Source organism: Orrella sp. 11846 (genome assembly GCF_048820935.1).
In the GTDB taxonomy this organism is placed as follows: Bacteria; Pseudomonadota; Gammaproteobacteria; order Burkholderiales; family Burkholderiaceae_B; genus Algicoccus.
Genome location: NZ_JBMERD010000009.1, coordinates 38,165 through 64,597 on the forward strand (window position 1 = coordinate 38,165; position 26,433 = coordinate 64,597).

22 protein-coding genes are annotated in these 26,433 nt (G+C 48.4%); 14 read left to right on the top strand and 8 right to left on the bottom strand.

Translation table 11 applies throughout. From position 1 onward, the window contains the following. Positions 1 to 164: 164 nt before the first annotated feature. The 4 genes from dapD to ACOI06_RS09030 are packed head-to-tail and all read left to right on the top strand — an operon-like array spanning position 165 to position 5,054. Positions 165 to 986, top strand: a complete 822-nt coding sequence (dapD, locus tag ACOI06_RS09015; RefSeq protein ID WP_420662223.1) for a 2,3,4,5-tetrahydropyridine-2,6-dicarboxylate N-succinyltransferase — start codon at positions 165 to 167, stop codon at positions 984 to 986. A 45-nt stretch (positions 987 to 1,031) separates the two neighbouring features. Continuing rightward, complete coding sequence (gene dapE, locus ACOI06_RS09020; protein WP_420662224.1) at positions 1,032 to 2,189, top strand: succinyl-diaminopimelate desuccinylase; 1,158 nt, start codon at positions 1,032 to 1,034, stop codon at positions 2,187 to 2,189. 2 nt (positions 2,190 to 2,191) lie between these two features. Then, complete coding sequence (prmB, locus tag ACOI06_RS09025; protein ID WP_420662320.1) at positions 2,192 to 3,124, top strand: 50S ribosomal protein L3 N(5)-glutamine methyltransferase; 933 nt, start codon at positions 2,192 to 2,194, stop codon at positions 3,122 to 3,124. Between the two features lies 1 nt (position 3,125). Continuing rightward, positions 3,126 to 5,054 (top strand): ABC-F family ATP-binding cassette domain-containing protein, encoded by a 1,929-nt coding sequence (locus ACOI06_RS09030; protein ID WP_420662225.1) that lies wholly within the window; start codon positions 3,126 to 3,128, stop codon positions 5,052 to 5,054. Positions 5,055 to 5,151: 97 nt separating this feature from the next. On the opposite strand, the gene ACOI06_RS09035 is transcribed toward ACOI06_RS09030, so the two are convergent. The 4 genes from ACOI06_RS09035 to purN all read right to left on the bottom strand — a co-directional run bounded on the left by ACOI06_RS09035 (position 5,152) and on the right by purN (position 10,895). Continuing rightward, positions 5,152 to 7,383 (bottom strand): UvrD-helicase domain-containing protein, encoded by a 2,232-nt coding sequence (locus ACOI06_RS09035; protein WP_420662226.1) that lies wholly within the window; start codon positions 7,381 to 7,383, stop codon positions 5,152 to 5,154. Continuing rightward, positions 7,380 to 8,585 carry a DesA family fatty acid desaturase gene (locus ACOI06_RS09040; RefSeq protein WP_420662321.1) on the bottom strand — a complete coding sequence of 402 codons (1,206 nt, stop codon included), beginning with the start codon at positions 8,583 to 8,585 and terminating at the stop codon, positions 7,380 to 7,382. The genes ACOI06_RS09035 and ACOI06_RS09040 overlap by 4 nt, the downstream gene beginning before the upstream one ends. Before the next feature lie 159 nt (positions 8,586 to 8,744). Next, positions 8,745 to 10,103, bottom strand: a complete 1,359-nt coding sequence (locus ACOI06_RS09045; RefSeq protein WP_420662227.1) for an RsmB/NOP family class I SAM-dependent RNA methyltransferase — start codon at positions 10,101 to 10,103, stop codon at positions 8,745 to 8,747. Positions 10,104 to 10,199: 96 nt separating this feature from the next. Then, positions 10,200 to 10,895 carry a phosphoribosylglycinamide formyltransferase gene (gene purN, locus ACOI06_RS09050; protein WP_420662228.1) on the bottom strand — a complete coding sequence of 232 codons (696 nt, stop codon included), beginning with the start codon at positions 10,893 to 10,895 and terminating at the stop codon, positions 10,200 to 10,202. 52 nt (positions 10,896 to 10,947) lie between these two features. Here purN and ACOI06_RS09055 point away from each other — a divergent pair, with 52 nt between their 5' ends. The 6 genes from ACOI06_RS09055 to dut all read left to right on the top strand — a co-directional run bounded on the left by ACOI06_RS09055 (position 10,948) and on the right by dut (position 17,828). Next, entirely contained in the window at positions 10,948 to 11,910 is a 963-nt protein-coding gene (locus tag ACOI06_RS09055; protein ID WP_420662229.1) for a bifunctional riboflavin kinase/FAD synthetase, read from the top strand. Further along, positions 11,900 to 14,758: an isoleucine--tRNA ligase gene (gene ileS, locus ACOI06_RS09060; protein WP_420662230.1), complete on the top strand. Its 2,859-nt coding sequence runs from the start codon at positions 11,900 to 11,902 to the stop codon at positions 14,756 to 14,758. The genes ACOI06_RS09055 and ileS overlap by 11 nt, the downstream gene beginning before the upstream one ends. Continuing rightward, a complete protein-coding gene (gene lspA, locus ACOI06_RS09065; RefSeq protein WP_420662231.1) occupies positions 14,751 to 15,236 on the top strand; it encodes a signal peptidase II in 486 nt (161 codons plus the stop codon). Before ileS ends, lspA begins: the two co-directional genes overlap by 8 nt. A gap of 77 nt (positions 15,237 to 15,313) precedes the next feature. Continuing rightward, positions 15,314 to 16,531 (top strand): bifunctional phosphopantothenoylcysteine decarboxylase/phosphopantothenate--cysteine ligase CoaBC, encoded by a 1,218-nt coding sequence (gene coaBC, locus ACOI06_RS09070; RefSeq protein WP_420662233.1) that lies wholly within the window; start codon positions 15,314 to 15,316, stop codon positions 16,529 to 16,531. 86 nt (positions 16,532 to 16,617) lie between these two features. After that, positions 16,618 to 17,229: a DedA family protein gene (locus ACOI06_RS09075; protein WP_420662234.1), complete on the top strand. Its 612-nt coding sequence runs from the start codon at positions 16,618 to 16,620 to the stop codon at positions 17,227 to 17,229. A gap of 140 nt (positions 17,230 to 17,369) precedes the next feature. Beyond that, positions 17,370 to 17,828, top strand: coding sequence for a dUTP diphosphatase (gene dut / locus ACOI06_RS09080; protein ID WP_420662237.1), 459 nt, complete (start codon positions 17,370 to 17,372; stop codon positions 17,826 to 17,828). Between the two features lie 91 nt (positions 17,829 to 17,919). Here dut and clpA read toward each other — a convergent pair whose 3' ends face one another. Beyond that, positions 17,920 to 20,250: an ATP-dependent Clp protease ATP-binding subunit ClpA gene (gene clpA, locus ACOI06_RS09085; RefSeq protein ID WP_420662239.1), complete on the bottom strand. Its 2,331-nt coding sequence runs from the start codon at positions 20,248 to 20,250 to the stop codon at positions 17,920 to 17,922. Positions 20,251 to 20,379: 129 nt separating this feature from the next. Continuing rightward, a complete protein-coding gene (clpS, locus tag ACOI06_RS09090) occupies positions 20,380 to 20,700 on the bottom strand; it encodes an ATP-dependent Clp protease adapter ClpS (protein WP_420662240.1) in 321 nt (106 codons plus the stop codon). 217 nt (positions 20,701 to 20,917) lie between these two features. Between clpS and ACOI06_RS09095 the strand changes: the two genes are divergently transcribed. Next, entirely contained in the window at positions 20,918 to 21,148 is a 231-nt protein-coding gene (locus tag ACOI06_RS09095; protein WP_420662242.1) for a cold-shock protein, read from the top strand. Between the two features lie 33 nt (positions 21,149 to 21,181). Continuing rightward, positions 21,182 to 21,700: a DUF192 domain-containing protein gene (locus ACOI06_RS09100; RefSeq protein ID WP_420662243.1), complete on the top strand. Its 519-nt coding sequence runs from the start codon at positions 21,182 to 21,184 to the stop codon at positions 21,698 to 21,700. 123 nt (positions 21,701 to 21,823) lie between these two features. On the opposite strand, the gene pcaF is transcribed toward ACOI06_RS09100, so the two are convergent. Then, complete coding sequence (pcaF, locus tag ACOI06_RS09105) at positions 21,824 to 23,026, bottom strand: 3-oxoadipyl-CoA thiolase (RefSeq protein ID WP_420662245.1); 1,203 nt, start codon at positions 23,024 to 23,026, stop codon at positions 21,824 to 21,826. 277 nt (positions 23,027 to 23,303) lie between these two features. Further along, positions 23,304 to 23,882: a superoxide dismutase [Fe] gene (gene sodB, locus ACOI06_RS09110; protein ID WP_420662246.1), complete on the bottom strand. Its 579-nt coding sequence runs from the start codon at positions 23,880 to 23,882 to the stop codon at positions 23,304 to 23,306. 1,482 nt (positions 23,883 to 25,364) lie between these two features. Between sodB and ACOI06_RS09115 the strand changes: the two genes are divergently transcribed. Together ACOI06_RS09115 and ACOI06_RS09120 are read left to right on the top strand one after the other, a co-directional pair. Continuing rightward, positions 25,365 to 25,976, top strand: a complete 612-nt coding sequence (locus ACOI06_RS09115) for a MotA/TolQ/ExbB proton channel family protein (RefSeq protein ID WP_420662247.1) — start codon at positions 25,365 to 25,367, stop codon at positions 25,974 to 25,976. Positions 25,977 to 26,005: 29 nt separating this feature from the next. Further along, positions 26,006 to 26,416 carry an ExbD/TolR family protein gene (locus ACOI06_RS09120; RefSeq protein WP_420662249.1) on the top strand — a complete coding sequence of 137 codons (411 nt, stop codon included), beginning with the start codon at positions 26,006 to 26,008 and terminating at the stop codon, positions 26,414 to 26,416. Positions 26,417 to 26,433 lie beyond the last annotated feature (17 nt).

Here is a 26,433-nt window from a genome sequence, read left to right on the forward strand (position 1 = left end):
AAACACTTTGCCGTTAAAATCATCAAGCATTTCGCAGTGTTCTATTAATTTAACGATCAGCTACCAATACAGATCTGTAAAACCAACGCAACGCTTCTGACAAACGAGTCAGGATCGATGTGCTTTTTTCTTTTTTCTTTTATTTACTTTTTGGCTTGATCCGCATGACGCAAGATCTTCAAAACATCATCGAAACCGCTTGGAATGAGTGCCAAGCACTTCACTCAAACACAGTAAGCGCCCAAACGCGCGACGCCATTGAACACACGATTCAAGCACTCGACAGTGGCACCCTTCGTGTCGCAGAAAAAATCAACCAAGAGTGGATCGTCCACCAATGGCTCAAGAAAGCCGTCTTACTGTCATTTCGTATTCAAGACAATCAAGTGATGGGTCAAGCACCTTTGCAATATTTTGATAAGGTCCCTCTAAAATTTGAGAACTTTGATCAAAAAGATTTCAATGCGGCTGGCTACCGAGTGGTACCACCTGCGGTTGTACGTAGAGGTGCCTACATCGGTCGCAATGCGGTTTTAATGCCTTCGTATGTCAACATCGGCGCCTGGGTCGGTGAAGGCAGCATGATCGACACTTGGGCCACCGTGGGAAGCTGCGCACAAATTGGCAAACATGTTCACCTGTCAGGTGGAGTTGGAATTGGTGGGGTTCTTGAACCCTTACAAGCGAACCCGACTATCATTGAGGACAATTGCTTTATTGGTGCTCGATCAGAAATCGTCGAAGGCGTCATTGTGGAAGAAAACGCTGTTTTGGCGATGGGCGTTTATCTGTCTCAAAGCACTCGGATTTACAACCGAGAAACTGGCGAAGTAACCTATGGACGCATTCCGTCAGGCGCAGTCGTTGTCCCTGGCTCGATGCCGGCTGCAGATGGTTCTCACAGTTTGGCTTGCGCTGTCATCGTCAAACGAGTCGATGCACAAACACGTCAGAAAACAAGCATTAACGACTTACTCAGGGCATAGCGCACCCCACTCTACAAATACAAAAATCCACACTAAAGGTTAACCATGTCCACTTCACCTTTCTCAGAGTCCTCCACTTTGATGCTTTCCAAAGCGCTGATCGCCTGCCCCTCGGTCACACCCGATGACGCTGGCTGCCAGTCTCTTTTAATGAAACATCTAAGTCCACTTGGCTTTTCCGCTGAAACCTTGAGCCGTGGAGGTGTGACTAACCTTTGGGCGCGTAAAGGCACTCAAAGCCCTGTCCTTGTTTTTGCAGGTCATACCGATGTTGTGCCAACCGGACCTGTTGAACAGTGGCGACACGACCCATTTGATCCGGTTATTGAGGATGGCAAGCTTTACGGACGGGGTGCAGCGGATATGAAATCCTCGATTGCCGCGTTTGTGGTGGCTGTTCAAGAGTTCGTTGAACAACATCCCAATCATGCGGGTTCAATCGCATTTCTGATTACTTCTGACGAAGAAGGCCCTGCAATCGATGGCACTGTCATGGTTTGCGATGCGCTTAAAGCTCGTGATGAAACCATCGACTATTGCATTGTGGGTGAACCCAGTTCTGTATCACAACTGGGCGACACCATCAAAAATGGCCGACGAGGCTCTTTGTCAGGCAAGCTCATAATTCGTGGCATTCAAGGACACATTGCCTATCCTCATTTGGCGCGCAACCCAATTCATGAGATGGTGCCGGCTCTACAAGCACTCACCCAAGAGGTTTGGGATCAAGGCAATGATTATTTTCCAGCAACCAGCTTTCAAGTCTCAAATATTCATGCAGGTACGGGTGCAGGCAATGTCATTCCAGGTCATGTCGAGATTGATTTCAATTTTCGTTTCTCAACAGAAAACACGCCTGAAACGCTGCAATCCCGCGTCCACCAAATTTTAGATACTTTAAAACTGGATTACACACTGGAATGGACCATCGGCGGTTTGCCTTTTTTAACACGACAAGGCACACTCAGCGACGCACTGACTCAGGCCATCCAAGCAGAAACCGGAATTCAGACACAACTCTCCACCAGTGGTGGCACATCGGATGGTCGGTTTATTGCCCAAATCTGTCCGCAAGTTATCGAATTCGGTCCTCTCAACGCCACAATTCATCAAATCAATGAACATGTCGTAGTCAAGGATCTGGATAGCCTTAAAAACATTTATCGTCGAACCTTAGAACTCTTACTGGAAACTTCTGCGTAATGATGCAACACAATTCGCAACAAGCCATCGAACATCTTCTCACGATCCGAGATTGGATTCGTTTTGGTGTGAGCTGGCTCAATCAAAGTCAGGCTCACTTTGGTCAAGGCACTGACAATGCACAAGATGACAGCATTTTTCTAGTTCTAGGTACATTGTCGTTACCACTCGATGAGCTCGACCCCTATCTGGACGCAAGGCTATTACAGACCGAACGTGAGCAACTTTTTGAAGCTTTTCGACGCCGCTGTATTGAACGCGAACCCACCGCATACATTCTAGGTCAAACTTGGCTTCAAGGTTTATCATTCCGCGTCAGTCCCGATGTACTGATTCCACGCTCCCCCATTTCGGAGTTGATTGCACAAGGTCTAGAACCTTGGCTTGAAATTTCACCCACACAGATTCTTGAAGCCTGCACTGGCAGTGGCTGTTTAGCCATTCTTGCAGCGCTGACTTTTGAAGAAGCAAACGTTGTGGCCACTGATATTTCACCTAAAGCGCTAGAGGTTGCAACTCTAAACGTCGCGGACTACGAACTCCAAGACCGGATTTCGTTGGTAAAAACTGATTTACTGCAAGACATCGCCCCAGATCCCGTGTTTGACTTAATTATTTGCAACCCACCCTATGTCAATACACAGTCCATGCGTGCACTACCCAAAGAGTTTTTGCACGAACCCGATCTGGCGTTAGCTGGTGGCACCGAAGGCATGGACTTGGTCATTCCACTTCTAGAGCAGGTAAGCACACGTCTCAAGTCCGATGGCTGGCTTTTGCTGGAAATTGGCAATGAGCAAGCCTATTTTGAAGCCATGTTCCCCAAACTAAATCCCATTTGGCTGCAAACTGCAAATGCCGATAATCAAATCATGCTGCTTAGTGCAAAGCAACTTCAGGATGTGACTGCGATCACACCGAACAGGACTGTTTGATGTGATTAAAGCTTCTGATTTAACGTTGTATCGCGGTAGTCGTTGTTTATTGCAAGATGCGAGCTTTGTGGTTCATGACGGTGAACGAGTCGGTTTAGTTGGTCGCAATGGTTGTGGCAAAACCTCACTCATCACTGCCTTATATGGACAGTTAGACATCGATCAAGGCCGCCTAGAAATCGCAGCTGACTGGCGTTTATCTTGGGTCGAACAAAACATACAGAGCCTAGACAAACCCGCCCGCGAACACGTTATTGATGGTGATCGACGCTTACGTGTTTTGCAAGCAGAACGCGCGCAAGCAACCGATCCCAATGAAATCGCCCGACTTGAAATAGAACTTGAACAAGCCGGTGCTTGGCAAGCGAACTCTCGCGCAGAAACCTTACTATCAGGCCTAGGATTTGCGCCTGATGAGTGGCTCAATCCGGTTGGTACGTTCTCGGGTGGCTGGCAAATGCGCCTCAATCTAGCGCAAGCGCTGATGGCGACTTCAGACCTACTTTTACTAGACGAACCCACCAACCATCTGGATTTAGATGCAACACTTTGGCTTGAACGCTGGCTAACCTCATATCAAGGTACGGTCGTTCTGATTTCACACGATGTGGAGTTTCTTGATTCGGTGTGCAATGTCATTTTGCATATTGAGCATCAAAAAGTTGAACGTTATCGCGGCAACTATCAGGCTTTTATTCGCCAACATGCGGAGCGATCACGACAAGCCCATCAGATTTATGAGCGTCAAACTCGTGAAGCAGCCAGACTACAAGGCTTTATTGATCGCTTCCGAGCCAAAGCGACCAAAGCACGGCAAGCACAAAGTCGTGTCAAGGCTTTAGCCCGCATTCAGGCTGTTGCCCCACCCGAAAGTGAATCTTCGATCGAAATCCGTATCCCTGAACCCGATCACAGTCCGCATATTCTGATGCGTTTGAAAGACGTTCAAGCAGGTTACCGAGATTCAAGCGATCAACCACATCCCATTTTGGAAGACATTCAAATTCGGATCGAAGCACAGGATCGAATCGGTGTGCTTGGTGTGAACGGCGCCGGGAAATCTACCTTGTTAAAAACATTGGCGGGTGAGCTGTCTGCACTCGCCGGTGAAGTCGAACGCGGGCAAGGTTTAAAGATTGGTTACTTTGCGCAACAACAAATGTCCCAACTAGATGCACAGGCTACTCCCCTGCAACATCTATTACGACTTGCTCCAGAAGCGCGTGAACAGGATCTGCGCAGTTATTTGGCGCAATACGGCTTTGTTGGCGACAAAACACTTGAGCCTGTGGGACCATTTTCTGGTGGAGAGAAATCTCGTCTAGCCCTCGCAATCGTGCTGTGGCACCGCCCTAACCTTTTAGTGTTGGATGAACCCACAAACCACTTGGACATTGAGACACGTCATGCACTGACGGTCGGTCTGGCACAGAGTGAAGCGGCTTTGCTTTTGGTTTCTCACGATCGACACTTATTACGCACCACCGTCGATCAATTCTGGTTAGTGGCCAACGGCACTGTGCAAGATTTTGAGGGAGATCTGGACGATTATCGTCAGTTCATCCTGCAAAAATCGAATCGCACACCCAAGAACGAAACAAATGGGGATACTGACAGCACAGACCGTAAAACCATTCGTCGACAACAAGCACAACAACGCCAAGCGCTTGCACAGCAACGACGACCGCTAGAAAAAGCCTTAAAGGTCATCGAATCAGATTTGGAGAAAATCCAGACTCGCGTACAAAGCATTGAAACTCAGATGCAAGATCCTGCGTTTTATGATGAAGCGACTCGTTCAGACGAACGTGAAAGCACTCTGAAAGAACATGGTCAGCTAAGCGCACAAGCCTCAGAACTTGAAGCAAAATGGCTGGACCTCATGCAAGAAATCGAAACACTCGAACAAACGATGACACCAGAGATTTAGACAAGCGCGGACCGAGAGAAAACGCGCCATCTAATGTGTAAATGGCTGGATGCAAATCAGTGTCTGCATCCAGCCATTTTCGAGACTAAAAGATCAATCAGCTTAAAACGGTTAGCTTGGCAATGCCCAGTGCCAACGTCTTGGTTCCAGCGCTTTCGAACTGAATCATGGCCTGCGCATCTAAGCCCGTTCCAGAAACGGCCAGAACCGTCCCTTCCCCAAAACGCGCATGAGCGACACGCAAACCCGCCCGATACATCACACCACCAACATCCACACCTTGGCTTAGCTCAAGATTAGATTTTTTAGTGGTTTTGCGATTGACCTGATAAGCGGTTTTTGGGCCACTGGCCGAAGGTGCATCAAACCAGTTGCTTTGTGTTGCTCGTGCTGACAACCAGCGTACATTCTCTTCTGGAATCTCTTCCATAAACCGAGAGAGACGGTTATAGCGAACCTTGCCATGCAACATCCGGCTCTGCGCCAGCGTCAGATACAAGCGTTCCCGTGCCCGTGTCATGGCCACGTACATCAAGCGACGTTCTTCCTGTAAACCATCTGGGCTATTGAGACTTTGCTCATGTGGGAACAAACCATCTTCCAAACCCGTCACAAAAACAGCATCAAACTCTAAGCCTTTCGCTGAATGCACTGTCATCAGCGCCACAGCGTCGGTGCCTTCATCAGCCTGCCCTTCCCCAGACTCAAGAGATGCATGTGCAAGAAATGCCAAAAGCGGTGTCAAAGGCGGTTGACCCGGTTCGGTATCTCGTAAAACCGTGGCTGGCACACCTGTGAGTTCACGCTCAATTTCAAAGGCTTTGGCGGCGGTGACCAATTCTTCGAGGTTCTCGAGGCGTTCTGCACCTTCACGCTGACCTTGATAGTGCGCACGTAAACCGCTGCGCTCAATCATGTCATCAACCAGTTCAGACAAAGATAGTTGTTGACCTAATTGCGACATTTCCTGAATCAATGCGCAGAACTGCATCAACGCACTACCTGCTCGACCACCCATCTGATGACAAACTTCAGACAAGCTCACTTGCGCCTGTTCAGCATCCAGAGTGAGCTTTTCAATGGTTCTGGCACCAATACCACGTGCTGGGAAATTCGCTACACGTAAAAACGCATTGTCGTCTCGCAAACTGGCGATCAAGCGCAAATAAGCCAACGCATGTTTAATTTCCAATCGCTCAAAAAACCGCAAACCTCCGTAAACACGATATGGAATACTTGCGGTAAACAGCCCGTGCTCAATCACTCGAGATTGTGCATTGCTGCGATAAAGGACGGCAATCTCATGGCGTGGTACGCCCTGATTAATCAGTGCACGAATCTCATCGACCACCCACTGCATTTCTTCGTGATCGGTGCCTAGCTCCACGACACGAATCAGTTCACCATGACCTTGATCCGTCCAGAGACGTTTACCCAGACGTTGCGTATTGTTGGTGATTAATGCGTTGGATGCATCCAGAATATGCCCATAAGAGCGATAGTTTTGCTCCAGACGAATGACGTGACCTTGCGCATAATCACGCTCAAAATCAGACATATTGCCCACGCGAGCGCCTCGAAATGCGTAGATAGACTGATCATCATCACCCACAGCAAAGAGCGTTGAACGCTCACCGCACAACTGGGTTAACCAGCGATATTGCAATGGATTGGTGTCTTGAAACTCATCAACCAAAATATGCTCAAAACGCTGCTGATAATGTGCACGGATTTCTGGATGCTTATCGAGTAGTTCGACACCACGCAATAACAGTTCCGCAAAATCTACTACACCTTCACGCTGACATTGCTGCTCGTACAAACTGTAAATTTCAGCCAGTGTGCGCTCAAACGGATTTTGAGCGGTCACAAAATCCGCGCGACGACCCTCTTCTTTGCAACTGGCAATAAAGCGTTGCACATCTCTGGGCGTAAAGCGCGAATCATCATAATCACCGGCTTTGAGTATGCGTTTAATCAAAGCCAGCTGATCGGTATTATCTAGAATCTGAAATGTTTGCGGCAGACCGGCGTCACGATAATGGGTTCGCAACAATCGATGACAAAGCCCGTGAAACGTGCCTATCCACATGCCACCGATCTGAATCGGTAGAATCGCGCCAATGCGCGCTTGCATTTCTTTTGCAGCTTTATTGGTAAATGTGACCGCCAGAATGGCGTGTGGACTAACGAGCTGTTGTTGAATCAGCCAAGCAATGCGGGTGGTGAGCACCCGCGTTTTACCACTCCCTGCACCTGCCAGCACCAGAACGTGTCCACCTTCGTGAATAACCGCCTGGCGCTGTTCCTGATTGAGTTGCTCAATCATGCTGCATAGCGACGCAGTCTCAGTGCGAACTCTTGCAATCCTTCAATACCGCTCTGTTGAGCGCGATGACACCATTCCTGCAAATCATGCAGTAACTGTTCACTGCTGGCGCTAGAACTTTCCCAAAGCTTCACAAGCTCCTGACGCATTTGCAACAGTAAAGACAAAGATTCTGTTTGTGACAATGCCTCATGGATGCGTTCGCGCTCTTCGGGTGCGAGCGTTTCATCACCACGACCCAACCAGTGTGTGGCTGACTTCAGGGCTTCGACGTTGATCATCGAACCACCTTTTTGTTTCAACGTCATCAGCTCTTGACGGCAAGCGTCTTTGAGCATGCCTGTGTAGCGACCCAACACTTCGTAGCGATGCGCAATCACACCTTGCAATGTGTTGAGATCCACTTCGGTATCACCCACTTGTGCTGCCAGCTTAAGTTTAGGCGCAACCTTTCTGACTTTAGCCAAACCCAGTGAGCGAAGAATCAGAATATAGGTCCAACCAATATCAATCTCGAACCAACGGCTTGAGAATTTCGCGGATGTACCATGGGCGTGGTGGTTGTTGTGCAACTCTTCACCACCGATAATCAAACCGATTGGGAAAACGTTCGTACTGGTATCGGGTGATGCAAAGTTGCGATATCCCCAGAAGTGTCCAATTCCGTTGACCACACCAGCGGCCCAGAATGGAATCCAAGCCATTTGCACAGCCCAGACAGTCAGACCAATCGCGCCAAAGAGCAGCAGATCAATCACGAGCATGATCAAAATACCCAACGCCGAGTGACGCGAGTACAGTTTGTTTTCGATCCAGTCATTCGGTGTGCCATGGCTAAACCGTTTAATTGTTTCAGCGTTGGCTGCTTCGATACGATACAGTTCAGCACCTCTAAACAGAACGCGCTGAATGCCAAACACCATGGGTGAATGGGGATCTCCTTCACGCTCACAACGGGCATGGTGCTTACGATGAATAGCAACCCACTCACGCGTCACCATTCCGGTAGTTAACCACAACCAGAAACGGAAAAAATGCGCCACGATCGGATGTAAATCCAAACCACGATGCGCCTGGGAACGGTGCAAATAGAGGGTGACACCAGCAATTGTGATGTGTGTCACGACGAGTGTGAAAATGACAACCTGCCACCAAGTCGCCTGTGTCAAACCACCCGCTGCGAAAGAAAGAAATGAATCCATCATTGTTTTATATGTCCTGCCTTACAGTCAAAACCAGACCGAGTGTAGCCCATTCAGACCGGATTGGGATATGAAATTTTATAAAATTATTGCGTACTGTCAAGGAATTGCACGAATTCACCTGTTTTTTATAGAGGTAATAAAAATCCCTCTGCCAAACTACGTCGATGCATCGCGTACCATCACAGCTGCAAAAAACGCATCTGTGCCATGCAAATCAGGTCGCAAGCGTATCATGCCAGCCGAATCGACAACAGGCACCTGTGACGTTTTTTCAGTTTCAAGCAGCGTTTCAGGCAACAATTCTCGCGCATCGATCAAACGGAAATCCGGATTGGCTTTCAAAAATGCGTCAACCTGATCTTCATTTTCTGAAGTCAACCAGCTGCAAGTGGCATACACCAAGCGTCCACCAGGACGTACACACTGACTCGCTTGCTGCAAGATGGCCTGCTGCTGACGACACAAGTTCTCTAAAACTTCGGGTGTCTGACGCCACTTAAGATCAGGGTTTCGACGTAAAGTTCCCAGCCCTGTACAAGGCGCATCCACTAAAACACGATGTGCTTTGCCTGCCAAGCGTCGAATTCGATCATCACCATGCGGGCGAATAACGACTGGGTGAATATTACTTAACCCACTACGGGCGAATCGGGGTTTGGCTTTAGAGAGTCTTGATGCGGAGACATCGAACGCATACAAACGACCACTTGAGTTCATCATTGCGCCAAGTGCCAGTGTTTTACCACCCGCACCTGCACAATAATCAATCACCATTTCATGGCGTTTTGGATCCAACAATCGGGCAAGGAGTTGTGAGCCTTCATCTTGCACTTCGATCAACCCTTGTTTAAACAAATCCCATTGCTCAAGCGGCGGGTTGGCATTGATGCGAATCCCTGTTTCTGAAAATGGCGTTGGAATAGCCTGCCAATGAGCTTGAGAACTGCGTAAAACCTCAATTTGTTCCAGCACATTAGCGCGTGAGCTTTTAAACGTGTTGACCCGTAAATCCAGAGGTGCACTTTGCAACAAGGCTTTTGCAAAAGATTCCGGTTGCGGCAAGCGCTCAATTTCAACTTGTAGCCAATCAGGCAAGCTGTAGCGCACCGCAAAAGATAAGGTGTCTGGTGAAATTCGTTGGCAGTGAGCCACCCAGTCATGCATCGAAGCTTCGGTTGGCAGCTGTTCGCGCGGCTTTTCAAGCGTGGCATATAAGCCTAGCCAGGCCAAACACAACGTCAGCTGGCCCGGGCCACTTTGAGCCAAATTACGATAGTGGCGCAAGTGACGCAAGACATCAAAGACGGCGGCAGCAATCTCAGCGCGATCTCGGCTCCCCATTTGTTTGTTGGCTCGGAAATAGCGAGATACGCTTTGATCAGCAGCAGACTGCCAAGTCAGTACTTCATCCAAAATCGCAGCAACCTGTGCTGGACGACTAGGGGTCGCTACAGCGCGTGCGCTCTGGCCACGTCCCTTGGAACGCACACTTTGTTTGCCCACGTTTTTACCCAAGTTTTTACCTATAGGGCCTGACTGGCTTTGTCGATTTGACGACTTGAAATTGCGATCTTGTGAATCGCGTTTTTTATTTCGACTCAAAATACACCCTTAATAAGACACAACATCGGTGACTTCAGACACCAACCTGAGATGCCGATCCTGAACACCGCTCACAGTCACTTTACCCTGAGAATCCAAATTAACCTTGGATTGCGCCAACCACATCACAACCTGCGGGTAGATTTCATGCTCTAGCACCTGAACACGCTGTGCCAATGTCTCAGGCGTATCATCCTCACGTACATCCAGTGCAGCCTGTGCAATGATCGGGCCATGATCCACTTCGGGTGTCACGAAATGCACTGTGCAACCATGCCAACCCACCCCAGTTTCCAAGGCACGTTGGTGGGTATGTAAACCCGGAAACGATGGCAGCAACGAGGGATGAATATTGATTAGACGTCCGGCGTAGTGCAGTACAAACTCTTCGGTCAAAATCCGCATAAACCCCGCCAAAATGACATAATCCGGCTGGTATGCATCAATACGTTGTGCCAAGGCACGGTCAAACGAGGCACGATCTGCGAAATCACGGTGTGCTATCACATCGGTTTCAAGACCTTCATTTTGTGCCCAGACCAGTCCTAGCGCATCTGGCTCATTCGAAATCACAGCAACAAACTTCGCATGGCTAACCTGTGCCCGCACTTTTTGCACAATCGCACGCAAATTACTGCCGCGACCGGAAATTAATACAACAAAACGACGCCCCTGAACAGGCGTTTGAGATTCATTCTGAGCCACAAGTGTTCCAACTAACTTTTTAACTGCGCATGATTGTAAACTGTCGCTCGACATGAAATCGATTCAAATCCTCCGACACCTGCCATCGCGTCTCACCAAAATGCCTTGTGCCCTCACAATTGGCAATTTTGATGGCGTGCATATTGGCCACCAAACCATGCTTGAACAAGTGGTTCAGGCAGCTCATGCGCGTGCGTTATGCCCAACCGTCATGACTTTCACGCCGCACCCCAGAGCTTATTTTGCGCAAAAACTACAACGCCCTGAGATTATTCCGCAGCGCATCAACAATTTGCGCGACCGTCTCAGTGGGATTGCAAGCTGTGGCATCGAACAAATTGCACTTTTGCGTTTTAACGAAGCGCTTGCACAAATGCCTGCGCAAACGTTTGTTGAAAAACTCCTGATCGAGGCGCTGCAAACAAAGTGGTTAATTGTCGGCGCTGATTTTCGTTATGGTCACCGCCGCAGTGGTGACGTGGACACACTCTATCAGGCCAGTCGGCAGTACGATTTCGAACTCAAAATTCTAGATGACGTCCATAATCAAGCGGGCGAACGTATTTCTAGCACCCGTCTGCGAGATGCATTAAGCAGTGGCGATATGGTTGAAGCAGCCGCATTAATTGGACGTCCTTATCGCATCACCGGACATGTTCAGCATGGACGTAAGCTCGGACGCACCTTAGGGTTCCCGACCATGAACGTACGTGTGCCTAACGCCAGCGCTATTCGTCATGGCATTTACGTTGTCAAAGCGCACGGCCTAGGTTCAGAACCCATCGCCGGCATCGCTAGCCTAGGATTACGCCCGACAGTCGGTGACAACACCGATATCCTTTTAGAAACTCACCTGCTCGATACGAAAGTTGACGCCTACGGTAAACTAGTGGCCATCGATCTCTTGCAACACGTACGCGATGAGGTCAAATTTCCCGATCTTCCTACCCTGACAGCTGCCATGAAAGACGATTATCAGGCCGCTGTCGATTACTTTGTGCATCATGGACTATAAAACTACGCTGAATCTGACCGACACACCGTTTCCCATGCGCGGCAATTTGCCCAAGCGCGAACCGCAATGGGTCCAACAATGGGAAGAAAAAGGGGTTTACCAAGCCATACGGCAAGCCAGTGCCGGTCGTGAGAAATTCATTCTTCATGATGGCCCACCCTATGCCAACGGTTCCATTCATATTGGACACGCTGTTAACAAAGTGCTTAAAGACATCATTGTCAAAAGCCGCAACATGCAAGGCTTTGATGCACAGTATGTTCCCGGCTGGGACTGCCATGGCATGCCCATCGAAATTCAGATTGAGAAAAAATACGGCAAATCGTTGCCAGTTGCTGAAGTTCAGTCGCGGGCTCGTGCCTACGCCGCTGAACAAATCAGTAGCCAAATGAAAGATTTCAAGCGCTTGGGCGTTCTGGGCCAGTGGGATGATCCCTATCTGACCATGAACTTCAAAACCGAAGCCAATGAAATTCGCGCACTCGCCAAAATCCTGGAAAAAGGGTATGTCTTTCGCGGTCTCAAACCCGTGAACTGGTGTTTTGATTGTGGCTCCGCTCTGGCTGAAGCCGAAGTGGAATATGCAGATCGCACTGATCCTGCAGTCGATGTAGCGTTTCCATTTGCAGACAAAGTCGCACTGGCAAAAGCCTTTGGTGTGGACTCTATCGATGATGGCGCCATTGTGATCTGGACTACCACACCCTGGACCATTCCTTCTAACCAGGCGTTAAACCTACACCCCGAAGTAGTCTACGCATTGGTGAAACTCGATACACCCCGAGCCACCGGCGCTTATCTGCTGATCGCAAAAGAGCGTGTCGAGGCTTGCTTGCAAGATTGGGGATTGACGGGCCAAGTCGTGGCGCAATGTGAAGGTCAAGCCCTCGATGGTATTACTTTCCATCACCCACTTGCAAAATCCCATCCCGGCTATGATCGTCTCTCCCCTGTTCATCTAGGTGATTACGTCACCACTGAAACCGGAACCGGTGTCGTGCACTCTGCGCCCGCGTACGGGATTGAAGACTTTGTCTCCTGCAAAGAATATGGCCTAGATGACGATGACATTCTGAAGCCTGTGTTGGGCAATGGGGTCTTTACAGATGATTTGCCCCTCTTTGGCGGTCAAATGATCTGGAAAGCCAACCCAGAAATTGTGCAAACACTTGAAAGCGTGGGTACTTTGATCTCCAATAAACCCCATCAGCACAGCTATATGCACTGCTGGCGACATAAAACCCCCGTCATTTACCGCGCAACCAACCAATGGTTTGCTGGAATGGACGTGGAGCCCAATGACTCAGATGAAACGTTGCGCCAGAGTGCTCTGAAAGCTATTGAAGCCACTGCGTTCTATCCTTCATGGGGACGTGCTCGCTTGCACAACATGATTGCCAATCGTCCCGACTGGACGCTATCTAGACAGCGCCAATGGGGTGTACCCATGGCCTTTTTTGTGCATAAGCAAACGGGCGCACTTCATCCGGACACACCACGACTTCTCGAAGAAGTTGCCAAACTGGTTGAACAACACGGCATTGAAGCTTGGCAAAATGTCCAAGTGAGTGATTTACTCGGCGCAGATGCGGCTGATTACGAAAAAAACCGTGACACTCTGGATGTCTGGTTCGATTCCGGCACCACTCACGCCACAGTCTTAGGGGGTCCTGGCAACGAAGCACACGGTTCACACGGAACCGAGTTGCAATGGCCAGCCGATCTGTACCTAGAAGGCTCAGATCAACACCGTGGCTGGTTCCACTCATCCTTACTGACTGGTTGTATGCTCTACGGACGAGCCCCCTACAAAGGTCTACTCACACATGGCTTTGTCGTTGATGGCAAAGGCAGAAAAATGAGTAAATCTGTCGGTAACGTGATGGCACCCCAAGAAGTATCGGATTCTTTGGGTGCAGAAATCTTGCGCCTTTGGGTCGCCAGCACAGACTATGCCGGTGAACTTTCAATCTCCAAAGAAATTTTGCAGCGTGTGGTAGAAAGCTATCGCCGTATTCGCAACACATTGCGTTTTTTACTGGCGAACCTATCTGACTTCAATCTGGACGAAGATGCGGTTGCTTTTAAAGATCTGCTTGAAATCGATCATTATGGCGTTTACATGACGAGCCAGTTACAAACAGAAATTCTGGCTTATTACGACCGTTATGAGTTCCACCCTGCCGTGGCTAGACTACAGACTTTCTGCTCAGAAGACTTGGGTGCGTTCTATCTGGATATTCTGAAAGATCGACTGTATACGTCGGCACCGAAGAGCTTGGCCAGACGCAGTGCACAAACCGTGCTTGCCCATATCGTGCAAACATTAGTCAAACTGATGGCCCCTATTCTGTCATTTACCAGTGAAGAAGTCTGGGCTGTGCTGCATGAACAAGACACTCTGAATACGGAAACAGGTCCCGCACAGCTCACTGTGTTTGCAAAAACTTTTCAGGATCAGCCTGAAATCGCCAATTCAGAAGCTTTAAGCGAGAAATGGTCTAGGGTTCGTGAAATACGTGCAGCTGTCTTGCGTGAACTTGAAGTTTTGCGTGAACAAGGCAAAATCGGCTCATCACTACAAGCTGAAGTGCGTTTAAGCGGACATGGTCAAGACCTTGAGGTCTTACAAAGCTTGGGTGATCAACTGCGCTTTGTCCTCATCGTATCTAGCGCTGAAGTGGTCGAAGACAGCACCTGCGATGACATCAAAATTGAAGTTCGTAGCAGCGAACACAAAAAGTGCGCGCGTTGCTGGCACTACGTGGGCGATGTCGGCAGTGATTCTGAACATCCAGAAATCTGCGCACGTTGTGTGAGTAATCTTCAAGAGGCAGCCGGTGGCTAAATGGCTCAGACTAGCTGGTCTGGTGATAGTGCTAGACCAGCTTTCTAAATGGGTGATTGTCGCCAATCTGACATTTGCTCAACGAATCCCTTTGTTGCCATTTTTTGATTTAACGCTCCTCTACAACAAAGGGGCTGCCTTTAGCTTTTTAGCTGAAAGCTCAGGCTGGCAGCGGCTATTTTTTATCGCTGTGGCATTTATTGCCATTGCGGTCATTCTGGTCTTGATGCGACGACACGCTGGCCAAACACGTTTCTTACTAGCCTTGTCCTTAATCCTAGGGGGCGCCATTGGCAATGTCATTGACCGCATATTCTTAGGCCACGTCGTTGACTTTATCTTGCTACATTGGGATGGGTGGTACTACCCCGCTTTCAATATCGCCGACAGTGCCATTACACTGGGCGCGATTCTTTTGATCTGGGATGAATGGCGGCGTTGGCGCCAAAGTAAAACCAAATCACCATCACAAAGTTAACCCACTGATTCATAACAAACAGTGTCCATTGCAGTGATGTCATCAGTCTGAATCCTGCCGAATTTGGAGAAAAACGCATGATGCAACTACAGGGTAAACGGATTGTCCTTGGACTCACGGGTGGTATTGCTTGCTATAAAGCAGCAGAACTCGTACGACGACTCACCGAACACGGCTGCTCTGTCCATGTCGTCATGACACAAGCAGCGTGTCGTTTCATCACCCCGGTGACATTTCAAGCGTTAAGCGGCAATCCCGTCTATACAGATCTCTGGGATCCTCGTGCTGACAACAACATGGCACATATTGACTTGACACGTCAAGCAGACCTCGTGGTCATCGCACCAGCATCCACCGACTTTATGGCCAAACTCGCGCATGGCCTGGCTGACGATTTACTCAGCACGCTTTGTATTGCAAGCCCACGCGACTTACTGGTTGCGCCCGCCATGAACCGTGAGATGTGGTTGGCACCTGCCACACAGCGCAACGTCCAACAATTGCGTGATGATGGTGTCCACATTCTAGGACCTGCAGCAGGTGAGCAAGCCTGTGGTGAAATTGGTGACGGACGCATGCTCGAGCCTCATGAAATTCTGGCTTGTATCCGTGCGCATTTCACACCTAAAAAACTTGATGGTTTGCGATTACTTATCACTGCAGGTCCAACTTGCGAGCCCATCGATCCAGTACGTATGATTACGAATCGATCATCTGGAAAAACAGGTTATGCAATTGCACAGGCCGCCCACGATGCGGGTGCACAAGTCACACTGGTCTCTGGGCCAACTGCACTGCCTTGCCCTTATGGTATCAAACGAATTAATGTGCAAACTGCTCAAGAAATGTACACAGCTGTGATGCAAGATGTTGTGGATCACGATATCTTTATTGCCGTCGCAGCAGTGGCCGACTGGCGTGTACGCAACGCAAGTAACCAGAAGTTGAAAAAAACCAGTACAAACGAGACTCCTGCGCTCGAGTTTGAACAAAACCCCGACATTCTGGCCAGTGTCGCCGCTTTACCAAACGCACCTTGGTGCGTCGGTTTTGCAGCTGAAACCACCTTGGATCCACAGCAAGCACAAGAAAAACGTCTGCGCAAAGGCGTGCCTTTACTAATTGGCAATCTGGCACAAAATGTCATGGACAAAAATGAAACGCAAGTCGAGCTCTTTGATGATCAAGGCCAAATCAGTTTGCCCTTTGGTCACAAAACGCAAACAGCTCACCTGATCATCGATGAAGTGGCCAAACGATACACGGCACAACGTGGTTCGACGACACACGACTAAATCGGGTTTAATACTCAGGTGTAACGTTCATTTTTAACGCTCATTTGTAAAGTTTTTTGTCACACCTATAAACACCTAAATATTGCATGCAAGCGTACATCGATCAAGCGACTTTATTTATTGAGACTAACCAGTTCTGGGCAGGGCCTATTATTGGCTTACTGACCTTTGGGGAGTCTATGCTGATTTTAGGCATGCTCATCCCGGCAACCACCCTTTTACTACTCACTGGTGGATTGATTGGTAGCGGCACATTGGATCCCACACCTATTGTTTTATGGGGGTTTGTAGGGGCTGTTTTAGGAGACGCCCTTTCCTACTGGATTGGTGTTTGGGTTGGCCCATCGGTGCTTCGTTGGGGTTTACTCAAAAAACAACGACGTACAGTGGCTCGAGCAAGACTCTTCTTTTATCGATACGGCTTATTGGCTGTCTTTTTTGGGCGATTTCTAGGGCCCATACGCAGCACGATCCCCACAGTAGCCGGTGTCATGGGCATGACGCACGGACGATTTCAGGTGGCTAACATCTTGTCAGCCATTGCATGGATGCCAGTTTTACTATTACCCGGTTACTTAGCGGCTCGCAGCCTTGATTTAGCTTCTCATTTAGGTGAATCTGCAATTTACTGGGTGGGTGGTTTCTCTGTGATCGTGGGATTGCTGCTGATCTACATTTTTATGCACAAAAAAACCTAATACACAAACCAACACTCAACCAAAAACTCACAAAGCTAACCAACATAAACCTTAAAGCCGCACACTAATCCATTCACCACTCCTTGTGAATTCATTCGCTTTAAATTATTCATTATCAATCGCTTTACACAGGACTTTTTATGGCGACGCAACCCATTGCATTAAAGATTCTTGATCATCGAATGAAGCAGCAATTGCCTGCCTACGCAACGCCCAGCTCCGCAGGTCTGGATCTAAGAGCGTGTCTGGATGAACCTTTAACATTACAACCCGGTCAAGGTGAACTGATTGCAACCGGGATTGCCATCCACATTCAGAACCCCAATTACGCTGGCATGATTTTGCCGCGCTCAGGACTGGGTCATCGCCACGGCATTGTGCTGGGCAATCTGGTTGGTTTGATTGATGCGGACTACCAAGGACCACTCATGGTTTCCGCTTGGAATCGCAGTCAGACACCCTACACGATCGAACCGATGGAACGTTTAGCACAACTCGTCATCGTGCCAGTGGTGCAGGCTAGTTTTACTGTGGTTGAAGATTTTGAGGAAGTCACAGAGCGGGCTGAAGGTGGTTTTGGGAGCACAGGACAAGCCTAAGGCATTAAACATTCTCCCTAGCCAGAGCCTGTCTCTCCCCGCTGCGCCTAAGCGGCACAGTGGGGAGTTCTCACATCAGTGTCATTGGCAATTAGTCGTGCACTAACTCTTCAAGTGGAGGCTGACCAGCCGGTTTTTCTGGCTCATCATCTTTGCCGTCAAACTGCAGTACGACTTCATCGTTGTCATCCAGATCGAGAGTGACTGCACCCCCATTGATCAGGTTTCCAAAGAGAAGCTCATCGGCTAAGGCGCGTCTTAACAAGTCTTGAATCAAACGATGCATCGGACGTGCACCCATTAATGGGTCAAAGCCTTTCTGGGCCAGATAGTCTCGCAGACGCGTCGTAAAGGTTGCGTCAACCCGCTTCTCATGCAACTGATCTTCAAGTTCCATTAAGAACTTATCGACCACTCTGAGAATAATCTCTCGATCCAGAGGTTCAAACTGCACAATGGCATCAAGTCGGTTGCGGAATTCTGGTGAAAAGACTTTACGAATTTCCTCCATTTCACTGTGTGAACCAGACGAGCTGGAAAAGCCAATTGCTGGTTTGCTCAGTGCCTGCGCACCTGCGTTGGTGGTCATGATCAGGATGACATTGCGGAAATCTGCCTTGCGGCCATTGTTATCCGTCAGCGTGCCATGGTCCATGACTTGCAGCAGAATATTGAAGACATCCGAGTGCGCTTTCTCAATCTCATCGAGCAGAAGTACACAGTGCGGTTGTTTATTCACGGCTTCTGTCAGCAAACCACCCTGATCAAAACCCACATACCCGGGTGGCGCACCAATCAGTCTAGAAACCGTATGACGCTCCATATATTCAGACATATCAAACCGCAAAAGCTCGACACCTAACGTAAACGCCAACTGACGCGCCACTTCCGTTTTACCCACGCCAGTGGGGCCGGCAAACAAGAAAGCGCCAATTGGTTTATCCGGTTTGCCTAAGCCTGAGCGTGCCATTTTAATGGCCGCTGTAAGCGCCTCGATAGCGGGATCTTGCCCAAAGACCGTGGTTTTAAGGTCACGTTCAAGTGTGGCCAAACGACTTCTGTCATCACTTGAAACCGTTTGTGGCGGAATACGCGCAATCTTACTCACAATGGTTTCAATATCAGGTTTACCAATGAGCTTTTTCTGACGCGATTTAGGTAACAAGCGCTGTGCAGCCCCTGCTTCATCAATCACGTCAATAGCCTTATCGGGCAAATGGCGATCCGTAATATGCCGTGCTGACAACTCAGCGGCGGCTGTGAGTGCTGCAGCTGAATAACGCACGCCATGATGCTCTTCAAATCGCGTTTTCAGACCACGCAAAATCTGAATCGTCTGCTCAACGGTGGGTTCTGAAATATCAACCTTCTGAAAGCGACGTGAGAGCGCAGAATCTTTCTCAAAAATTCCGCGAAACTCGGTATAGGTCGTCGCACCGATACAGCGTAACTGGCCGGAGGACAATGCCGGTTTGAGCAAGTTCGATGCATCTAGTGTGCCGCCAGAAGCAGAGCCCGCACCAATCAACGTATGAATCTCGTCAATGAAGAGGATGGCATCATCGTGCTCTTTGATTTGCTTCAAAATCGCTTTTAGCCGTTGCTCAAAGTCACCACGATATTTGGTCCCTGCTAGCAAAGCGCCCATATCCAGTGCATAGACTTGCGCTTTTTGTAGCACTTCCGGGACGGTACCTTGCGTAATACGCCAAGCCAATCCTTCGGCAATCGCGGTTTTACCCACACCGGCTTCACCGACCAGCAATGGATTGTTTTTTCTGCGACGACACAGAATCTGGATCACGCGCTCAATTTCTTGATCACGCCCAATCAGCGGATCAATGCGACCAGCCTCTGCATCTGCATTCAGATCCAGAGCATATAGCTCTAATGGCGTCTTTTTGGGCTCCTGTGGTGCCTCATCAGTCGGCGTCGCACCCGGTGCTCTACGCTGCTGCCCAACGGGCTCCTGAGGCGTTTGAGGATGCTTGGTAATGCCGTGTGAAATGTAATTCACCACATCCAGTCGCGAAATATCTTGCTGTTGCAGGTAATACACCGCGTGTGAATCTTTTTCACCAAAAATGGCCACCAACACATTGGCGCCGGTGACGGGTTTTTTGGAAGAGCCACCCGCAGACACATGCATCACAGCGCGTTGAATAACGCGTTGAAAGCCCATGGTCGGTTGTGTTTCAAGGTCACTGTTTTGTGGGATTAAGGGTGTGTTGTCTGTCACAAATTTGCGTAAATTCTGGCGCAACTCATCCAAATTCGCTGAGCACGCCTTTAACACCTCTACCGCTGCGGCATTGTCTAACAAAGCCAACAGCAAATGCTCAACGGTGATGAATTCGTGGCGTGCTGATCGAGCTTCCACAAACGCCATGTGCAGAGTGACTTCAAGTTCTTGAGAAATCACGATTCCTCCCGTTGCTTTTAAACCATCTTAATTCGACGATAGATCCGTCTTTCAGTTCCATCATGTCACGAAATCACCCTTTGGTGCAAAAAACCCTAGGAAAACACTCAATGAGTTTTGATAGAAAGCTCATTCTTCCACGGGTTCCATCACGCATTGCAGCGGATGTTGATGGGCGCGCGCCAACTGCATAACCTGCGCTGTGCGGGTCGCTGCGATGTCTTTGGTATACACGCCACAGACCCCTCGCCCGTCATGGTGAACGCGCAACATAATCCGTGTGGCTTCCAATTCTGTTTTTGAGAAATACTTTTGCAGGATAAGCACTACAAATTCCATCGGCGTGTAATCGTCATTGAGCAAAATGACCTGATACATCGGGGGTGGTTTGACCTGGCTGGTTTGCCGATCCAAGACCACATTGCCGGAAAAATCATGTTCAATCGTCATTCTAAAGAAACAAAAGCTCCACTCAAGATTCAATACTTTGATGCGCGATACAACAAATTGTCTAAGAGAAAACCCGATAACCCCTTGACGACAAGTCGACCAATAGCGCATATTTTCATCGTCACCCGTCAAGTTTACCTTTTCGGCCACGAGAATCGAACAAAGTCATTGATTTTGTTTTATATGTAACCACCTGTAACAAGTTGAGGCAGTCACCATGTCAGACCCAATCCAGACTTCTGGACAGAGTACCGGTACCGTTAAATGGTTCAATGATGCCAAAGGTTTTGGCTTTATTACACCCGATGGCGGCGGTGAAGATCTTTTTGCACACTTCTCCTCCATTCAGATGAACGGTTTCAAAACTCTCAAAGAAGGTCAACGCGTCAATTTTGAAATAGCTCAAGGACCCAAAGGTCAACAGGCTGTTAACATTACGGCTGCCTGACTTGAAGGACTTTGAAAAGTCCATATAAGAAGAATGTCGTATTCCTCCAATCATCATTGTTTACTTGATTTAAACCAGCGTCATCAAACTAGACGCTGGTTTTATTTTCAGCCTCTCGCTGCACTCGCAGCCACCTTGGCCGTGGGTCTCTCAACCGCGCAAGCGCAAGTGCCTACACAAGCCCCACTCGAAACCATCCCTCTATTTGCGGGGATGCATCGTGTCAACGCTGAATTAGCCATCACACCAGAACAGCGTGCGATCGGCCTCATGGGACGCACCCATATGGCGGATAATGCCGGCATGCTCTTTGTGTTTCAAGATGCAAACATGCAGTGCTTCTGGATGGCGAACACACTCATTCCTCTATCCATCGCGTTTCTAAAAAACGATGGCACGATCACCAACATTGCCCACATGCAACCACAGTCCAGAACATCACATTGTTCAACAGAGCCTGTGCGCTTCGCGTTAGAGGTCAATCAAGGCTGGTTTGAGCAGCGCAATATCCAAGCTGGACAAATCGTTCGTGGTTTGCCACCCAGTCCTTAATCACTCTCATCAATCAAATGACTGGCTCCAATAAATTGGGCACTCGACTGAGTGCCCAATTCGCTAAATCGTGTTTCGACCCTGAAGCAAACGTTTCAAGCCGAAAAAACAGCGCTATTTAAATTAAACGCGCTCAATGATCATGGCAATACCCTGACCCACACCAATACACATGGTGCACAGTGCGTAGCGACCACCAGTGCGATGCAGTTGGTTCATAGCAGTCACAACCAAACGTGCGCCACTGGCACCCAATGGGTGACCCAAAGCAATGGCACCACCGTTGGGGTTCACGCGAGGATCATCATCGGCCACACCGAGGTCACGCAAAGTGGCTAGACCTTGTGATGCAAAGGCTTCATTCAACTCAATGACGTCCATCTGATCAATGGTCAAGCCTGTATTGGCCAATACTTTCTTTGAAGCCGGCGCAGGTCCAATGCCCATGATGCGGGGTTCCACACCCGCTGTCGCCATCGCCACAACACGTGCGCGTGGTGTCAAACCATACAACTTCGCGGTTTCTTCGTTTGCCAACAAAGCAGCCACAGCACCATCGTTCACACCCGAGGCGTTTCCTGCCGTAATTGTGCCATCTGCACGCACAAAGGCACGCAGTTTGGCAAGTGCTTCCAAGCTGGTTTCACGAGGATGCTCGTCTTGTGAGACGACAATGGGATCGCCGCGACGCTGCGGGATAATTACCGAGGTGATTTCTTCTGCAAAAATACCGTTTTTCTGAGCAGCGGCAGCTTTAGTTTGGCTAGCAAGCGCAAACAAGTCCTGATCTTCACGGGAGATCTTGAACTGGTCCGCGACGTTTTCAGCGGTTTCTGGCATGGAATCCACACCGAATTGCTCTTTCATTAAACGGTTCACAAAACGCCAGCCAATCGTTGTGTCAAAAATATCAGCTGAACGAGAAAACGCCGTCTCTGCCTTACCCATCACAAAGGGGGCACGGCTCATGCTTTCTACACCACCGGCAATCATCAAGGATGTTTCGCCGGTTTTAATGGCACGTGCTGCCGTACCAATGGCATCCATACCCGAACCGCACAAACGGTTAATCGTGGCACCTGGCACATCAATCGGCAAGCCTGACAACAATGCCGACATTCTGGCCACGTTACGGTTGTCTTCACCCGCTTGGTTTGCGCAACCATAAAGCACATCATCTACACGTGACCAATCGACGTTGGGATTGCGTTCCATCAATGCTTTGATGGGAACTGCGCCCAGATCATCGGTACGCACCTGCGCCAGTGAACCACCGTAACGACCAATGGGTGTACGGATTCCATCGCAAATAAAAGCTTCTTTCATTGAATCGATTTCCTATTTCAGCAGGCTGCCCAAGTGTCTATGCCAGATCTTGTCAGCAAAAATTTGTCTCTACAAATTCGAATAAAACATCGGCGATATTTCAAAACGCAAAATAATCGCAGTTACATTCTACACACGCACCTTTCTATTTTGGCGAGCAACGCTCACCAGACAGCATAAGCGTCTTCACAAAACAAGCCCGACATAAAATGCTGTTGATAGCAAAACGCCGGCAAAACGCCGGCGTTTCTAACTGACTAAACCTTAAGCTTTCGCTTTAGGCCAGGTTGTCAGCTGCAAACTGCCAGTTCACCAGCTTCCAGAATGTCTCCAGATACTGTGGACGTGCATTACGGTAGTCGATGTAGTAAGCATGCTCCCAAACGTCACAGGTCAACAAAGCTTTGTCTTCTGTGGTCAGAGGTGTCGCTGCATTGCTAGTGTTCACGATATCGAGCTCACCATTGGGCTTCTTAACCAACCAAGTCCAGCCAGAACCGAAGTTACCCGCTGCGGATTGATTAAAGGCGTCTTTAAACGCTTGTACACTGCCCCACTTGGCCTCGATGGCTTTGAGGAGCTCACCAGTTGGCTCGCCACCACCTTGTGGTGAGAGGCTATTCCAGTAGAAAGTGTGATTCCAGACTTGTGCTGCGTTGTTGAAAACACCGCCGGAAGATTTCTTGACGATATCTTCCAAAGAAGCGTTTTCGAATTCTGTTCCACCGATCAGGTTGTTCAGGTTGGTGACATAAGCCTGATGGTGCTTACCGTAGTGATATTCCAGTGTTTCTTTAGAAATGTGGGGTGCCAGGGCATCCATCGCATACGGCAAAGGAGGAAGGGTATGAGCCATAAATTAGATCCTCTCATAAAAAAGTAATGAAATAATCATCGCGCATGGGCGACGTCCTACCCCTATTGTATCGAAGCGCAGCAACTGCGTCATGGGAAATCCGCTTTTATGTCAGAGTTGCCTATGCAAGTGTCACCCACAGAACACTTGATCTAAAACAAATTTCACTAGGCATGCCCTCGAAAGGGATGAGCAATATAACGCAAATCGATGGTCAACTATCCACATGTGTGTGGACATCTGAAATTTAGTTATTTCCTCAAGAGAGTGTAGCTACAGTTCCAACAATTATTTAACAAACTACTTTAATAAAAATCAATAACAAATTGAAATATATTAACTATTAAACAAGATCACAGTAAAACTCAATTTTTGATCATTCCCTAAGCAATCTCAGCCCAACCATGCTAAATCAGTGGTTAACGATACTTACCCACTGACTTATCCACAGAAAATGTGGATAGTTCGAATAGTGATAATCACAATCTGACAGCCAGAAACACTCAGACAATCAGTCCTGATGAATCGCTCACATACACCCATCCCATTTTTTAATTAACCGGCGCTACGATTCAGAGCAAGCGCGAGAGAACGGTATCCGTCAGGATTCGCTCATATGGATCCATTTGTCCTATTTCAAAATTTGCCTATCCACAGATTCTGATCACACTCATTTTGATGAATAAACTCACTTGGTGTTCGTCACACTGTCACTAATCAAAAACGGTAACGCTCTGAAATAAATTGCGATAGAAATTCCGTTTCGTATTTCTGCTTATGAGTGATCAATTATTTAGCACTTAGGTGGCACTCTAGGGAAACCGCAGAAAAAGTCGAGTTACCCACGGACTTATCCACAGATATTGTGGATAGTTCGAATTGCAAGACAAACCAACTTGGCGTGCAGAGCCAGGCACAATTAGCCCAAAAATGGGTTATCGAAAAACTCTATAAACATATAAATTAATCTATGTTCCGTTGTGCAGACATTGATCAGAAATTTTGTGTTATATGCATTTTTTATGCAATCTTGAGATCAATCTATCCACAGAAAAAATACATAAAAATTCCGTCCTGTCAAATCGACATTTTGATTGTCACTTCCGTCATTTTGTCAAAGCAAAGCTATAAATAAATCTTGTAATCAATTGATAAATAACAACTTATCAAAAAACCACACAATTGATTTAAAAAACTGCTCATTTTTTTATCACTGAACCTCAACGCCATATAAACATGGAACATAGCAAAGTTACCCACGGAGTTATCCACAGATATTGTGGATAGTTCTCAGCGTACAAACCGAAGGCAGTTTTATGACATTCCATACCGCAATCTACGGCCAATGTATGCTTTGTTTAAGTGATCCAAGCGCAATTGCGTACAATCGGTCAATCGCAAATTTTGTACAAATCCAAGTACAAACCAAAGCGCACACACAACGATTTGATTTTTAAATCTTTCTGCTACCGAGAGTTGATTTTGCAAACCTTGATTGCCGATGCAGGCTGGCCAATCTGGCCACTTTTATTGATTTCCGTGATTGCCCTCGCAATCATCATCGAACGTATTTTGAGCCTACGCGAAGCTCGGGTCATCCCAGCCAGTCTGGTGCGTGACGTCAAACGCATGCTCAACGCCAACACACTCACCACCGAAGATCTCGAGCGACTCACCACTTCTTGCACTGCAGGACCGATGGTGTCCGGTATTTTACGTAACCGCTCCCAAGATGCCGAGCGCATCCGCGAAGTCGCTCAAGAAAACGGCTCGGACATATCACTTGATTTGAATCGCTATTTGCCTTTACTAGGCACGATCGGAACTGTTGCCCCGCTCATGGGTTTATTTGGCACGGTCGTTGGGATGATTGAAATCTTCGCCATCTTTGAACCGGGTGGTGCTGATCCTGGTTTATTGGCTCGCGGTATTTCAGTGGCGCTATACAACGCGGGCTTCGGGATTCTGATTGCAATTCCAGCCCTCATTGCACACCGCTTACTGCGCATGCGTGCCGATACTCTGCTGCACAAGATTGAACTGGTAGGGCGCGATGTGATTGAGCTCATACGTACACCGAAAACCAATGCTTAGATCCTACAAATACAAAATTTCAGACCACAATGCGTATTCCTCGACACTTTGACAACGAAACACCGGAGATCAATCTGATTCCGATGATTGACGTGTTGTTGGTGATCATTATCTTTTTAGCCGTTTCCACATCATTTTCTGTAGAACGCCAAGTTGAAGTCAACCTAGCTCAGGCACAGACTGAGCTGGAAATCCCTACCACTTTTGAACTCACCATCACAGCCGATGGACAGTACGCTGTACAGGACAAGCTACTGCCACAAAACGATTTGGAAACACTGATGCAAACCCTGTCACGACTGCCGAATGTCGACACTGAAACAGTTCTCATCATTCGCGCCGATGCCAGCACAGCCCATCAAAACGTCGTTCAAGCGATGCAAGCAGCTCGCCAAGCTGGCATTGGGCGCGTTAGCTTTGCTGCGCGCAACGCGCCCTAATTCACCCAAAAGGATAA